Annotated in this window: 14 protein-coding genes and 1 tRNA gene; 8 read left to right on the top strand and 7 right to left on the bottom strand. The window is 66.8% G+C overall.

Going from position 1 to position 12,994, the window contains the following annotated elements:
- The first annotated feature begins 56 nt into the window (after positions 1–56).
- Complete coding sequence (locus WKR98_RS00840; protein WP_341431759.1) at positions 57–1,274, top strand: multidrug effflux MFS transporter; 1,218 nt, start codon at positions 57–59, stop codon at positions 1,272–1,274.
- On the opposite strand, the gene WKR98_RS00835 is transcribed toward WKR98_RS00840, so the two are convergent.
- From WKR98_RS00835 to hemA, 6 genes are read right to left on the bottom strand one after another with little or no spacing between them, the layout of a single operon-like run.
- Positions 1,275–1,661 carry a hypothetical protein gene (locus tag WKR98_RS00835; RefSeq protein ID WP_124691406.1) on the bottom strand — a complete coding sequence of 129 codons (387 nt, stop codon included), beginning with the start codon at positions 1,659–1,661 and terminating at the stop codon, positions 1,275–1,277.
- Complete coding sequence (locus WKR98_RS00830) at positions 1,658–2,176, bottom strand: nucleoside 2-deoxyribosyltransferase (protein ID WP_124691405.1); 519 nt, start codon at positions 2,174–2,176, stop codon at positions 1,658–1,660. The genes WKR98_RS00835 and WKR98_RS00830 overlap by 4 nt, the downstream gene beginning before the upstream one ends.
- 18 nt (positions 2,177–2,194) lie before the next feature.
- Positions 2,195–2,521 (bottom strand): Grx4 family monothiol glutaredoxin, encoded by a 327-nt coding sequence (gene grxD, locus WKR98_RS00825; RefSeq protein WP_124691404.1) that lies wholly within the window; start codon positions 2,519–2,521, stop codon positions 2,195–2,197.
- A 37-nt stretch (positions 2,522–2,558) separates the two neighbouring features.
- A complete protein-coding gene (prmC, locus tag WKR98_RS00820) occupies positions 2,559–3,380 on the bottom strand; it encodes a peptide chain release factor N(5)-glutamine methyltransferase (RefSeq protein ID WP_341431758.1) in 822 nt (273 codons plus the stop codon).
- Between the two features lie 5 nt (positions 3,381–3,385).
- Positions 3,386–4,465, bottom strand: a complete 1,080-nt coding sequence (prfA, locus tag WKR98_RS00815) for a peptide chain release factor 1 (RefSeq protein WP_341431757.1) — start codon at positions 4,463–4,465, stop codon at positions 3,386–3,388.
- Between the two features lie 6 nt (positions 4,466–4,471).
- Positions 4,472–5,749 carry a glutamyl-tRNA reductase gene (hemA, locus tag WKR98_RS00810; protein ID WP_341431756.1) on the bottom strand — a complete coding sequence of 426 codons (1,278 nt, stop codon included), beginning with the start codon at positions 5,747–5,749 and terminating at the stop codon, positions 4,472–4,474.
- Positions 5,750–5,972: 223 nt separating this feature from the next.
- Here hemA and WKR98_RS00805 point away from each other — a divergent pair.
- A tRNA-Phe gene (locus WKR98_RS00805) sits at positions 5,973–6,048 on the top strand.
- A 92-nt stretch (positions 6,049–6,140) separates the two neighbouring features.
- Here WKR98_RS00805 and WKR98_RS00800 read toward each other — a convergent pair.
- Entirely contained in the window at positions 6,141–7,577 is a 1,437-nt protein-coding gene (locus WKR98_RS00800; RefSeq protein ID WP_341431755.1) for an aminotransferase-like domain-containing protein, read from the bottom strand.
- Between the two features lie 82 nt (positions 7,578–7,659).
- On the opposite strand from WKR98_RS00800, the gene WKR98_RS00795 reads away from it, so the two are divergent.
- The 6 genes from WKR98_RS00795 to WKR98_RS00770 are packed head-to-tail and all read left to right on the top strand — an operon-like array spanning position 7,660 to position 12,994.
- Positions 7,660–8,619 carry a 3-hydroxyacyl-CoA dehydrogenase family protein gene (locus WKR98_RS00795; protein ID WP_124691399.1) on the top strand — a complete coding sequence of 320 codons (960 nt, stop codon included), beginning with the start codon at positions 7,660–7,662 and terminating at the stop codon, positions 8,617–8,619.
- Between the two features lie 8 nt (positions 8,620–8,627).
- Positions 8,628–9,644: a threonine ammonia-lyase gene (locus WKR98_RS00790; protein WP_124691398.1), complete on the top strand. Its 1,017-nt coding sequence runs from the start codon at positions 8,628–8,630 to the stop codon at positions 9,642–9,644.
- Positions 9,645–9,667: 23 nt separating this feature from the next.
- The gene (locus tag WKR98_RS00785; RefSeq protein ID WP_341431754.1) at positions 9,668–10,150 is read left to right on the top strand and encodes a RidA family protein; all 483 of its coding nucleotides are present in this window, start codon (positions 9,668–9,670) and stop codon (positions 10,148–10,150) included.
- Positions 10,134–11,426: an aminotransferase class I/II-fold pyridoxal phosphate-dependent enzyme gene (locus WKR98_RS00780; RefSeq protein ID WP_341431753.1), complete on the top strand. Its 1,293-nt coding sequence runs from the start codon at positions 10,134–10,136 to the stop codon at positions 11,424–11,426. The genes WKR98_RS00785 and WKR98_RS00780 overlap by 17 nt, the downstream gene beginning before the upstream one ends.
- Positions 11,423–11,953 (top strand): cupin domain-containing protein, encoded by a 531-nt coding sequence (locus tag WKR98_RS00775; protein ID WP_124691395.1) that lies wholly within the window; start codon positions 11,423–11,425, stop codon positions 11,951–11,953. Before WKR98_RS00780 ends, WKR98_RS00775 begins: the two co-directional genes overlap by 4 nt.
- Positions 11,954–12,013: 60 nt before the next feature.
- Positions 12,014–12,994: a Bug family tripartite tricarboxylate transporter substrate binding protein gene (locus WKR98_RS00770; RefSeq protein WP_341431752.1), complete on the top strand. Its 981-nt coding sequence runs from the start codon at positions 12,014–12,016 to the stop codon at positions 12,992–12,994.

Below are 12,994 nucleotides of genomic sequence, written 5' to 3'. Positions count from 1 at the left end.
GTCCGGCTCCAGCCAGGGGCCGGGCCGGCCGGGGCAAAGGCGGTAAACTGCCGGCCATGCGCATACGTCCCGACTCCGCGGCATTCGTCCTGCTTCTGGCCTCATTGTCCGCGTTGCCGGCGCTCTCCACCGACATGGCACTGCCCGCCCTGGCGGCCATCGGCCTGGACCTGCACGTTCCTCCCTCCAGCGCCGCCCTGACCCTGAGCCTGTTCCTGGCCGGCTTCGCCATCGCGCCGCTGGCCTATGGTCCGTTGGCCGACCGCTACGGCCGGCGTCCCATCGTGCTGTTCGGCGGCGTGCTGTTCTCGCTGGCCAGCGCGGCGTGTGCGCTGGCGCCCAGCCTGGCTTCGCTGCTGGTGTTCCGCGTGCTGCAAGGGGTGGGGGCGGGCGCCGGCTCGGTCATGGCGCTGACCATCGTGCGCGACCTGTTCCAGGGCCACGTCGCGCGCGCCCGGCTGTCGTACGTCGCCAGCATGCGCATCGTCGCGCCCATGATCGCGCCTACCTTGGGCAGCTGGGTCATGTACTTCGCCGGCTGGCGTTCGATCTACTGGGTGATGGCCCTGGCGGGCGTGGCGACGACCCTGGCGGTGTACCTGGGCATGGCCGAGACCCGGCCCGCCGGCGCCGAGCCCGTGCGCATCTCGGTGGGCGCGCTGCTGCGCACCTATGCGCGGGTGCTGGGCAATCCCATCCTGCTGGGCAACACCCTGGTCAACGCGCTGACCTTCGGCTGCCAGTTCGCCTACATCACCGGGTCGCCGCTGTTGATGATGCAGTTGCTGGGCATGTCGCCGCAGGCCTTCGGCGTCGTGTTCGCGATGACGGCCTTCGGCATCATGGCGGCCTCGCTCATCAACGGCCGCCTGAACGCGCGCGGCATCGCGCCACACAAGCTCTTGTGGACCGGGCTGATCCTGTCGAGTTCGACCAGCGTGGCGCTGGCGGTGCTGGGGTTCGCCGATGCCTTGTCGGCGTGGTCGCTGGTGCCGCTCCTGATGCTGAACACCTTCTCGTTCGGCATGATCGCGCCGAATGCCTCGCACGCGGCGGTGGAGCCCCTGCCCGAGGTGGCCGGCATGGCCTCGGCCGTGGTCAGTTGCGTGATGATGGCGGTGGGCGCGCTGTCGGGGTCGCTCGTGACCCTGCTCTATGACGGCCACAGCGCGCGGGCCATTACCGGCATCATGGCCGTGTGCACGCTGTCGGCCCTGTCCCTGTATGCGTTCTGGGTGCGGCGGCTGCCCGCGGCCGCGCCCAGGCGGGCCTGATCAGCGCAGCACGAAGCCGCCGACCTTGCCGCCCTGCAGGTTGAGCGTGCCGACCAGGTCGTCGCCGCCGTCCTTGAACGTGATCTTCCACAGCGAGAACTCGTAGGACTGCTGCCGGTAGTCGCCCAGGCGCTGCACCTGGTAGCCGGCGTGCAGGCGCGGTCCCAGCTGCGTGGCCACGGCGTCGAACTGGGCCCGGTCCAGCTTGGCGAAATCGGTGCTGCCCGAGGCGACGAACTGCTGGTAGTTGCCGCCCTCGATGGCGGTCAGCAGCGTCTTGAGCATCTGCGTCTCGGTCTCGATGGCGGCCGCGTCGGCGGCATGGCCCGGAGCATGGAGCGCGGCGGTCAGCGCCACGGCCGCGAGCGCGTTGCGCGTGAGATTCATGATGACTCCTGGTGGGAGGGAGAGGCCGCGTGCGCCGCGGCGATGGCTTGCAGGCAGTCGTCGGGGCCGCCCTGGACCAGGGTGACGCTGCAGGCCAGCATCAGGTTCAGGCCCAGCTCGAAATTCTCGACCAGATGGCCTTGGCCGTCCACCGGGTTGCCTGCGGCGTCCGTGCCGGTGGCGATGCGCCGCGCCATCGGCCGCGTATCGTCGGCGTAGCCCCAGACGGGCTTGCCCCGCGCGGCGGCATAGCCGATCTCGAACGCGGTGCCCGAGTCCGGCTCCTGCCCGCGGAAGGGCGCCAGGTTGGCCATGACCACGTCGGCCCGCTCCAGCAGCGCCAGGTTGGCCTGGTAGATGCTTCGCGCGATGTCCTGGGGCGCGGCGTGCGGCGCCGGCTCATCCAGGGGGAACAGGCCCTCGTAGCCGTGCCGGGCGCAGGAGGCCTTCAGCCGTTGGCCATGGGCGCGGGCGTCGGGCCGGAACACGTCCGGCCCGGCAAGATAGATCCGCATGGCCCGGCCGGTTCCTGCTCAGGCCACGACGCCGGCGTCCGCCAGCAACTGCTTGAGCTCGCCGCTTTCGTGCAGCTCGGCCAGGATGTCCGAGCCGCCGATGAACTCGCCCTTGATGTAGAGCTGCGGGATGGTGGGCCAGTTGGAATATTCCTTGATGCCCTGGCGCACCGCGTCGTCTTCCAGCACGTTCACGGTGGCCAGCTGGCGCACGCCGTTGGCCTTGAGCAGCTGGATGGCGCGCCCCGAGAAGCCGCATTGCGGGAACTGGGCGGTGCCCTTCATGAACAGCACGACAGGGTTGTCGGTAACGGTCTGCCGGATGAAATCTTGCACGTCGCTCATGGCGATCCTCGTACAGAGTGAAAGGTGATGATGTCGATTATAGGTATCCGCCGGAAATCCGCTCGATGCCGGCCAGGTCGCGGCGGCTTTCGACGCGGACGAATCCGGCGGCGTCCAGCAAGTCCCGCACCTGGCCGGCCTGGTCCCAGCCATGCTCCATCCACAGCGCGCCGCCCGGTTTGAGCCAGGCCGGGGCGCCGCGGACGATGGCGCGCAGCGCCTCCAGCCCATCGGCCCGGTCCGTCAGGGCCAGCGGCGGTTCATGGCGCAGGTCGCCTTGCGACAGGTGCGGATCGGCGGCGGCGATGTAGGGCGGATTGGAAACGATCGCGTCATAGGTGGGGGCGGGCGCGGCGCCGTTCAAGGCCCCGTACCAGTCGCCCGGCAGAAACGCGACGGCCGCGCCCAGCCGCCGGGCGTTGGCGGCGGCCACCGCCAGCGCGTCGGCGCTCAGGTCCGTGGCCTCGACCACCGCGTCGGGGCGGGCCAGCGCGATCGAGACGGCGATGGTGCCGCTGCCGGTGCCCAGGTCCAGCACACGCGGGGTGGCCCGGCCGCGCAGGTGCTCCAGCGCGGTTTCCACCAGCAGCTCGGTTTCGGGGCGGGGAATCAGCACCGCCGGCGACACCTGGAAATCGTGGCCCATGAACTCGCGCTCGCCCACGAGATAAGCCATGGGCTCGCCATTGCCGCGCCGCCGCGCCCAGTCCCGGAAACGCGTGACCTGGTCCTCGGGCAGGGCCTCGTCGTCGTGGGCGATCAGCCAGGCGCGGCCGACGCCCAGGGCCCGCTCCAGCAGCATGCGGGCCTCCAGCAGCGGCAGGCCGCAGCCGGCGATCAGCTCGCGCGCGGTGGCCATGGCGCTCAGTCGTCGCCCAGCGCGGCCAGCAACTCGGCCTGGTGTTCCGAGGCCAGCGCGGAGATCAGCTCTTCCAGGTCGCCGTCCAGCACGTTCTGCAGCTTGTACAGCGTCAGGTTGATGCGGTGGTCGGTCACCCGGCCCTGCGGGAAGTTGTAGGTGCGGATGCGCTCGGAACGGTCGCCCGAGCCGACCAGGCTCTTGCGGTGCGCGGCTTCCTTGGCATGGCGCTCGCGCTGTTCCTTGTCCTTGATCCGGGCCGCCAGCACCTTCATCGCCTTGTCGCGGTTGCGGTGCTGCGAACGGTCGTCCTGGCATTCGACCACGATGCCCGTGGGCAGGTGGGTGATGCGCACCGCCGAATCGGTCTTGTTGATGTGCTGCCCGCCCGCGCCGCTGGCGCGGAAGGTATCGATGCGCAGGTCGGCGGGATTGATCTGCACCTCGGCCACTTCGTCCGCTTCCGGCATGATCGCCACCGTGCACGCCGACGTGTGGATGCGGCCCTGCGTTTCCGTGGCCGGGACCCGCTGCACGCGGTGCCCGCCCGATTCGAACTTCAGCTTGCCGTAGGCGCCGTCGCCCGCGATGCGTGCGATCACTTCCTTGTAGCCGCCCAGCTCCGACTCGCTCATCGACATGATTTCCACCTGCCAGCGATTGCGCTCGGCATAGCGGGTGTACATGCGCAGCAGATCGCCCGCGAACAGCGCGCTCTCGTCGCCGCCCGTGCCGGCGCGCACTTCCAGGAACAGGCTGCGGCTGTCGTCGGGATCGCGCGGCAGCAGCAGGATGCGCAGCTCGCCCTCAAGCTCTTCCAGCCGTTCCCTGCCCGCGCGCAGCTCTTCCTCGGCCATGGCCTTCATGTCGGGATCGCCCAGCATCTCCTGGGCCGTCTCGATGTCCGCCTCGGTGCCTTCGTACTGCTTGAAGCCATTGGCGACCGGCTCGATCTCCGCGCGCTCGCGCGACAGCTTGCGAAAGGTGTCCATGTCGCTGGCGGTTTCAGGCGCCGCGAGCAACGCGTCCAGTTCGGCAAGGCGTCGAGACAACTGCTCGAGCCGGGCCCGCATCGATGCTTTCATGAAAGGCTAATGGTTGCGCTCGGAACGCGACGAGAACAGGCGCGGCAACCAGGCCAGCAGCTGCTGGCGGTCGGCGCCTTCGCTATGGTTGAGGGCGGACAGCGGGCCGTGCAGGTACTTCTGCGTCAGGCCGTGCGCCAATTGTTCCAGGACTTGCTCGGGTGCATCGCCCCGGGCCAGCGCCTTGCGGGCGCGATCCAGCTCGGCCTGCCGCATCGCGTCGGCCGCCTGGTGCAGGTCGCGGATGACCGGCACCACCGTGCGTGTATCCATCCAGTGCATGAAATTCTGCACCCGCGTCTCGATGATGGCTTCGGCCTGCACCACCGCCGCCTTGCGCGCGTCGGACGCGTTCTGCACCAGCCGGCCCAGATCGTCCACCGAATACAGATACACGTCGTCCAGCCGGCCGACCTCGGGTTCGATGTCGCGCGGCACCGCCAGGTCTATCATCACCATCGGCCGGTGGCGGCGCGTCTTGGTGGCGCGTTCCACCATGCCCAGCCCCAGGATGGGCAGCGAACTGGCCGTGCTCGACACCACCACGTCGAAATCCGCCAACTTCTCGGGCAGTTCCGACAGCCGAATCGCGCCGGCCGAGAACTTCGAGGCCAGCGTCTCGGCACGTTCCACCGTGCGATTGGCCACCACCATCTTCTTCGGATGATGCGCGGCCAGGTGTGTCGCACAGAGCTCGATCATCTCGCCCGCGCCGATCAGCAGCACATTGACCTCGGCCAGATCGCCGAACACCCGCTCGGCCAGCCGCGCCGCGGCCGCGGCCATCGACACCGACTGCGCGCCGATCGCGGTTTGCGAACGGACTTCCTTGGCCACCGAGAACGTGCGCTGGAACAACTGGTGCAACAGCGTGCCCATCGCCCCGGCTTCCTCGGCGGCGCGCACCGCGTCCTTCATCTGCCCGAGAATTTGTGGCTCGCCCAGCACCATCGAATCCAGCCCGCTGGCCACGCGGAACGCGTGCCGCACGGCGTCGTGCTGGATGTGGCGATAAAGATGGGGTTGCAGCGACCGGTCGTCGAACTGCCGATAGCTCGCCAGCCAGGCCGGCAGGTGCTCGGCCACGCCCGGTTCGGCCGCACAGTAGATCTCGGTGCGATTACAGGTGGACAGGATGGCCGCCTCGCGCACCGCGCCGCCGAACGCCGACCGCAGCCCCGCCAGCGCCGGACTGACCAGCTCCAGCGGCAGCGACACCCGTTCCCGCACCGAGACCGGGGCGGAGACGTGATTCAGGCCGAATGTAAGAACGTCGACGGACATGGGGCAGGAGGGAAAAAGGCCACGGATGAGGAGGGCCACCCGCCATTATAAAGGGTAGGGAGGAGGGAGGGGTGCGACGTGGGGTCGCCAGGGGGGGCACTGGGGGATTGGGCGGGGCGTTTTGCCAACGGTCCAAAAAGTGTGTAATATCCTGCGTTCTTTACGGGACGCGCGTAATTGACGCGCAGCCGGTGAAGCTTCGTTGCAGCGTTCGTTGCGACACGGCCTGGTAGCTCAGTTGGTAGAGCAGCGGATTGAAAATCCGCGTGTCGGTGGTTCGATTCCGCCCCAGGCCACCAAGAATATGCCAAGCAATGCCCAGCGTTGCCCCGAAACCCGCAAAGCCTAGCTCTGCGGGTTTTTTTGTGTCCACTGAGCAGCGCCAAGTGAATCAGTCGATTGAGCCAAGCAGCGAGGCGTTCTGCTTCAACAGGCTTTGGATGCGCTGAAGCGAGAGGGCCAGTTCTTCGGCGGTGTTGACTGCGCCGGTGGCAATGCGTATCGCATTGGGGGCCTGTGCCGGATCTACTGCGAACATCTTTCCTGGCGCCACCAGGACGCCTTCCTGCCGTAATCGATCCGCGAATTCGGACGCGTCCCACTGGCCGGGAAGAGGCAGCCAGAGAAAGAGGCCTTCCTCTGGAATGGCCGCTGCTTGTCCGGCCAGCAGCCGCTGCGCCAGTGTCTGGCGCACCTGCGCTTCGGTGCGGACCTGGGCTATGAGTTCAACCAGCGTCCCTTGGTTAATCAAACGCGTGGCCAGTGCGGCTTCCAAGGGGGGCGCCGTTTGCATCGTGGCGCGCAACACGTCGGTCAGGCGTCCCGCCTTCTGTGGGTCGGGCGCCACGACGTAGGAGATCCGCAAGCTGGGCGAGATCAGCTTGGCCAAGCCGAACAGGCTGTAAGTGATATCGGGAGCCAGCGCCCCCAGTAGCGGTGGTGGCGCTGTTTGCAGGCCGCCATAAGCATCGTCTTCGATGATGGTCAGGCCGCGCCGCTTGGCGACCGCGAGGATTTCGCGCCGCCTCTCCAGGCCCATCACGGCGCCGGTCGGATTCTGTACGGTGGGAACGCAGTACAAGGCGGTCGCCTGGGATGCGTCTGCCGCCTTTTCCAGTGCCTGCGGCACCAATCCTTGCTCATCCAGTTGCACCGGTACGAGCTTGATGCCCAGGAGCGCCGCCACTGTACGGATGGTGGGCCAAATCATCGCTTCCACCAGCAGACTGCCGCCGGTGCCCACCAGGCTGGACAACAAGGCTATCAGCGCGTTGCGCGTGCCGGCAGCCATTGCCACGCGTCTAGCAAGCGGCGCGTCGAAACGGGGCTGGAGCCAGGCTTCGCCCGCGGCAAGATCCAGGGCGGGCACCGTGCCTCCTCGGCGCGCCAAAAAGTCAAAAGTCCGCTCTTGGGCAAGGAGCCGTACTTCCGTGGCCAAAGTCGCCGCGATTTCAAGGTTGGGTGGCCAGGTTGAAGTGAGATCGATGGCCTCTTGAGCCTTGCCGGGCGCTCGAGGTTCCACGCCGGTCTGCGCGATTTCCTTCTCGCCCGCCACGAACGTGCCCTGGCCATGACGGGACTGAATCAGGCCCAAGCGCTTGGCCTCGTCATAGGCGCGAGTGACCGTCGTGAAATTGATCCCCAGCTGTCTTGCCAACTCCCGCTGCGAGGGCAGCGGGTCGCCGGTCTTCAAGCGGCCTTCCCGCACATCCTGCAGCAGCAGTTCGACGATGCGCAGGTAGGTTGGGCCGCCCAGATCGTCGATGGATGCGCGCCAATGGGTTGTCCCTTTTTTGCTGTAGGGTTGTTGTTTGCGTACAGATGACATACACTTTAATCGTAAATGTAGAACTGTATGGTATCTCATGCATACAGTTAAGTCAACCCACAAGCAAGAAAGAGAGAGGCATATGAAAGACGGATCCGCGGTTGTGGTTGGCGGCGGCATCATGGGGCGAGACATCGCCGCCATTTTTCTGAGGGCCGGTTGGGCTACTCAGGTAGTGTCGCCCGCCACACACGAATGGCCCTCGGTGTCTGCGCACGTCGCGCAGTCCGTTGCACAGTTGGACGGACAGCTTTCCGGCGAGTTGTTGCACCTGCGTCCCTCGCTCGCGCAAGTCGACTGGTCCAGCGTCGATGTCGTGATTGAAACCGTTACCGAAAACCTGCAAGTCAAGCAGGAGGTGTTTCGTCAGCTTGATGCATGCGTGCCCAGCCATGTGCCTATTGGGTCCAACAGCAGCGGCATGCGCATCACGGATATCGCCGCGTCATGCGGCAGCAAGGCCCGAATGGCCAATGCCCACTTCTTTCTGCCGGCCCATCTGGTGCCCCTGGTGGAGGTCGCCAAGGGGGAGTTCACGAGCGATGAAACGGTGCATCAACTGATCCGGATCTTTGCCGCCGTGGGCCGTATTCCCGTGCGTGTCAATCGCGACGTACCGGGTTTTCTGGCGAACCGCATCCAGCATGCGCTCATGCGAGAGGCTTTCGCAGTGATCGACGACGGACTGGCTTCGCCCGAAGACGTGGATGCGGCCGTACGTTTCGGGTTCGGGTTTCGCTATGTGGCGGCGGGGCCGATCCTGCAGAAGGAGTTCGCGGGACTGGACACGCAACTCGCGGCGGCTTCCTCGATCTACCCGAGCCTGTGCAACACCGCCGTGCCCAGCCGGACGCTACGCGAGAAAGTTGCGGCGGGCCGTTATGGCACCAAGAGCAACCATGGCTTCTGGGAGTGGACCGACGAACAGATCGTGGCCGAGCGCGCGCGCTATGAGCGAGCGCTGCAGCAGGCCGCGCAACTGCTCACGCCCACGCTGGTACCTCGCGCGGCCGTGACGACCCCGGTGGAAGGTGTGCAATGACATCGGCAATGTTCGTCGATACGCCGCTGAAGTCGGCGGCTGACGTGGATGCCGTGTTCCGCGCTGCTGAAAGGATTCGTGACCATGTCGTCACGACACCATTACTGCGCTCCGGAGAATTGGATGCGCATTCCGGTGGGCGAATCTTCCTCAAGGCCGAGAATCTTCAGCGAAGTGGTTCCTTCAAGTTCCGCGGGGCTTGCAACCGCATGCTGGCGATGTCCGCCGCAGAACGGGCTCGCGGTGTGGTGGCCTACTCATCGGGAAACCATGCCTTGGCAGTCTCGGAAGCCGGGCGTCTCTTGGGCGTGCCGGCCGTGGTCATCATGCCGGCGGATGCGCCAGCCATCAAGATCGAGGGCTGCCGCCAGCGCGGTGCGACCGTGTTGCTCTATGACCGCGAGCACGACGACCGCGAAGCCATAGGCCGCCAACTCGTCGAAACCCAAGGGCTGACGCTGGTGCCGCCATTCGACGATGCGCTCGTCATGGCCGGCGCGGGAACGGGTGCGCTGGAAGCCCTCGGGCAGATACCGGACGTGCCGATCGACACGGTGCTGGTCTGCTGCAGCGGAGGGGGCTTGGCCGCTGGCTGGAGCCTGGCGGTGCGCGCTTCCTGCCCGCGTGCGCGGATCGTGGTGGTCGAGCCGGAGGGCTTCGACGATACCGGGCGTTCGCTTCAGGCGCGCCAGCCATTGTCCAATCAACGTCGAACCGGCTCGGTTCTTGATGCGCTGCTCGCTCCCGCGCCCGGCCGGCTCACCTTGCCTGTTCTCCTGGCGCAGGATGCCTCGGGGGTGACCGTGTCGGATGCAGACGCGCTGGCGGCGATGTACTTCGCCTTCAGCACGCTCAAGCTTGTTCTCGAGCCAGGCGGCGCGGCGGCGCTTGCGGCCGTTCTGGCGCGCAAGACGCCACTTGAGGGCCGCAATGCGCTGGTGGTCTGTTCGGGCGGCAACGTCGATCCGCAGCTTTTCGCGCGGTGTCTGGAGTCTGGAATCTCCAAGGGGGAAGGGCCGCCATGAGTGCATCGACGGCAGAATCGCGCGTGCGCCAGCTTGGTTTGGACATTCCCGAGACTCTGGCGCCGGCGGCCAACTACGACTTGCTGACTTCACACGGAGGCTTGCTGTACGTGAGTGGGCAACTGCCCCGCGTGGGTGACCAGGTGGCCGTGACCGGTCGGGTCGGCAGCGACATTCCCCTGGCGCAGGCTCGCCATGCCGCGCAGCTTTGCGCTCTCCGGGCGCTGGGCGTCTTGCGGCAGGCCCTGGGTTCGCTGGACCTCGTGGAGCGCATACTCAAGCTCCAGGTCTTCGTGCAGTGCACGCCGGAGTTCGACCAGCACAGCGAAGTGGCGGACGCGGCCACCGACCTGCTGATCCAGGTGTTCGGGGCGCTCGGAAAGCCGGCCCGCACCGCCGTGGGCGTATACCAGCTTCCCAAGGGCGCGAGCGTCGAGTTGGATCTGATCGCCGTGGGGCCGGCTGGCCTTCGTTTCAGGGAGTTCCATCATGCAGCAAGCCGCTAGCGCCTTTTCACCCCCAGCGCCGGCCCTGACCCCGGCCCCCAGTGAACGCCGGGGTTGGCAGGCACGCTTCGACGCCTTCAAGGCACGCCGCGTCGTCATCGACATGACGCGCGGGAAACCGTGCACCGAGCAGGTCGCGCTGTCGGACGCCATGCTCGAATGGCCCGGACTCGGTGGCTATCGCACCCAGGAGGGAGGCGATGCCCGCAACTACTATGGCAGTCCTCAGGGCCTGCTCGAGGCACGCACCCTGTTCGCGGCGATGCTGGACGCGCCCCCCGAGCAGGTCGCGGTGGCCAACAACTCCAGCCTTTCGCTGATGCACGACATGATCGTGTATGCGCTGCTGCATGGGGTGCCCGGCGGCGATGCCCCGTGGCAGGCGAAGCGAACGAAGTTCCTCTGTCCTGTGCCAGGCTATGACCGGCACTTCGCCATCTGCGAGGCCTTCGGCATCGAGATGGTGCCGGTGCCAATGACGGGGCGCGGGCCTGACATGGCTGTGGTCGAGACTCTGGTGCGCGACCCGCAAGTCAAGGGCATGTGGTGCGTACCGGTCTATAGCAACCCCACTGGCGAGACCTATGCGCCCGAGGTCGTGGAGCACCTGGTGCGCATGGCGACGGCAGCGCCCGACTTCCGGATCTTCTGGGACAACGCCTACGCCGCGCACCACATCACCGACCAGGAAGAATCGGTACCCGGCATCCTTGCGCTGGCCGCGCAGGCTGGCCATCCGGACCGGCCCCTGGTCTTCGGCTCGACCTCCAAGATCACCTTCGCGGGCGGCGGCCTGGGCCTCATGGCCGCCTCGCCGGCCAACATGGCCTGGTACGTTCGTCACGCAGGCATTCGCTCGATCGGGCCGGACAAGCTTAATCAACTGCGCCACGTGCGGCTGCTACGCGACCGCGACGGGCTGCGTGCGCACATGGCCCGGCACCGTGCCATCCTCGCGCCCAAGTTTGCGCTGGTCGAGGCCGTTCTGCAGCGCGAGCTGGCTGGCCGCGGCCTCGCGAACTGGACCACGCCGCGCGGCGGGTACTTCGTGAGCCTGCAGGTGCGCGAGGGCTGCGCGCGCCGCGTCGTGGCGCTGGCCCGCGACCTAGGCATCGCGCTGGTGCCGGCCGGCAAGGCCTTTCCTCTTGGGAACGACCCGCACGACAGCCATCTGCGCCTGGCGCCAAGCTTTCCCACGCTGCAGGAACTGGAGCGCGCGATGGAGGGTATTTGTCTGAGCATTCTGCTCGCCACGACCGAGGAGCCACTGCCATGAAGGGTCATTTCATCGCCTTTTCTCACTACTTGGAGCGTACTGCCCAGCCCGTGGGCCAGCCCGCGATCTGGCGCAAGCTCGATGTGGAGGCCGCGCTAACGGCCCAGCCACTGAGCAGCCAGCGGCTCACACGGGCCATGGCGCTCACGCGCAGCGACGAGTCCGAGGCCTTCGCTCTGAATGGAAGCATCTCGCTGATCGTCCAGGCCCTGGGACCGGGCGAACGGGGGCGCATGCACAGCCACTCGTTCTGGCACCTGTATTTCGTGCTCAAGGGGCAGGGCGCTTCCCTGATCGGCGGCGAGCGTATCACCTGGTCGGACGGCGACAGCTTCTATGTGCCAGCCTGGGTGGAGCACGACCTGCAGAATCTTAGCGATACGCAGGATGCCATCGTCTATTCCGTGCAGAACCTGCCGGAGCAGGCCTCCAACGGATCGCTCATGCGCAAGGAGCCAGGTGGTGGCTACGTGCATATTGCATCGGATCTTGCGGAGGACGTCGCCGCTGATGTTCCCAAGGGCTGAACGGGCCTGCACCTCTCGTTCACGTTTTTCCACGTCTTTCAACGTTCTTCAGGAGTTCCCATGCACCCCGCCAGATTCCTGCGCGCGGCCGCAGCCGCCCTCGGCTTGCTCGCGTCTCTTGCTGCACATGCCCAATCACTCGGCGACCGACCCGTTCGCATCATCGTTCCGTTCGCCGCCGGAGGCGCCACCGACATCGTGGCCCGCGCCGTTTCCGACGCGCTTGCCAGGGAACTGGGCCAGCCGGTCATCGTCGAGAACCGCCCAGGCGCGGGCGGTGCGGTCGGCGCCAACTTCGTCTCCAAGGCGCCACCGGACGGTAACGTGCTGGGCTTGGCCACCGTCTCCACGATGGCGACCAACCCGGCCATCAATCCCAAGAATCCCTATGACCCGGTCACCGGGTTCACGCCGATCATCACGCTGGCCACGGTGCCCGTGGTGCTCGCGGTCAATGCGACACGGCTGCCGGTGAACACCTTTGACGAGCTGGTCGCGCAAGTCAAGCGCTGTCCGGTGCCTTGTACCTTTGCCTCCGCAGGCATGGGTGGCGTGGGCCATCTGGACGGTGAGCTGTTCAAGGCGCTTACCCGCACCGAACTGGTCCATGTCCCCTACAAGGGCGCCGGACCTGCAATCGCGGACCTGCTTGCCGGCCAAGTCGACATGATGTTCGACAACCTGCCGTCTATGCTGCCGCACATCCAGTCGGGCGCCTTGCGCGGCATTGCCGTCATGAGCCCTCAGCGCAGCCCCAGCCTGCCGCAGGTGCCGACGTTCACCGAGGTTGGCATGCCGGAGATGGACAACACGGCGTGGATGGGGCTGGTGGCACCGCCGCGTCTGCCGCATGTGATCCGCGACAAGCTTCATGCCGCTGCGGCGCGCGCGCTGGAGGACCCCGCCGTGCGGCAGCGCTTCGAGAAGGCCGGTATCCAGCCCGTCGGTGGCACCTCGTCCGCGTTCGCAACACTGATCGAACGTGAACTCGCGGTGCGTCGCAAGATCGTCGCCGAACGCCAGCTCAAGCTCGAACCGTGA

The organism is Pigmentiphaga sp. YJ18, from assembly GCF_038066655.1.
Lineage (GTDB): Bacteria > Pseudomonadota > Gammaproteobacteria > Burkholderiales > Burkholderiaceae_B > Pigmentiphaga.
Note: the sequence above shows the minus strand (reverse complement) of the source record. Positions and strands in the feature narration are given on the sequence as shown.

Coding starts and splice junctions, on each gene's coding strand:
- WKR98_RS00840 (WP_341431759.1), top strand. CDS start 57: ATGCGCATACGTCCCGACTCCGCGGCATTCGTCCTGCTTCTGGCCTCA.
- WKR98_RS00835 (WP_124691406.1), bottom strand. CDS start 1,661: ATGAATCTCACGCGCAACGCGCTCGCGGCCGTGGCGCTGACCGCCGCG.
- WKR98_RS00830 (WP_124691405.1), bottom strand. CDS start 2,176: ATGCGGATCTATCTTGCCGGGCCGGACGTGTTCCGGCCCGACGCCCGC.
- grxD (WP_124691404.1), bottom strand. CDS start 2,521: ATGAGCGACGTGCAAGATTTCATCCGGCAGACCGTTACCGACAACCCT.
- prmC (WP_341431758.1), bottom strand. CDS start 3,380: ATGGCCACCGCGCGCGAGCTGATCGCCGGCTGCGGCCTGCCGCTGCTG.
- prfA (WP_341431757.1), bottom strand. CDS start 4,465: ATGAAAGCATCGATGCGGGCCCGGCTCGAGCAGTTGTCTCGACGCCTT.
- hemA (WP_341431756.1), bottom strand. CDS start 5,749: ATGTCCGTCGACGTTCTTACATTCGGCCTGAATCACGTCTCCGCCCCG.
- WKR98_RS00800 (WP_341431755.1), bottom strand. CDS start 7,577: ATGTCATCTGTACGCAAACAACAACCCTACAGCAAAAAAGGGACAACC.
- WKR98_RS00795 (WP_124691399.1), top strand. CDS start 7,660: ATGAAAGACGGATCCGCGGTTGTGGTTGGCGGCGGCATCATGGGGCGA.
- WKR98_RS00790 (WP_124691398.1), top strand. CDS start 8,628: ATGTTCGTCGATACGCCGCTGAAGTCGGCGGCTGACGTGGATGCCGTG.
- WKR98_RS00780 (WP_341431753.1), top strand. CDS start 10,134: ATGCAGCAAGCCGCTAGCGCCTTTTCACCCCCAGCGCCGGCCCTGACC.
- WKR98_RS00775 (WP_124691395.1), top strand. CDS start 11,423: ATGAAGGGTCATTTCATCGCCTTTTCTCACTACTTGGAGCGTACTGCC.
- WKR98_RS00770 (WP_341431752.1), top strand. CDS start 12,014: ATGCACCCCGCCAGATTCCTGCGCGCGGCCGCAGCCGCCCTCGGCTTG.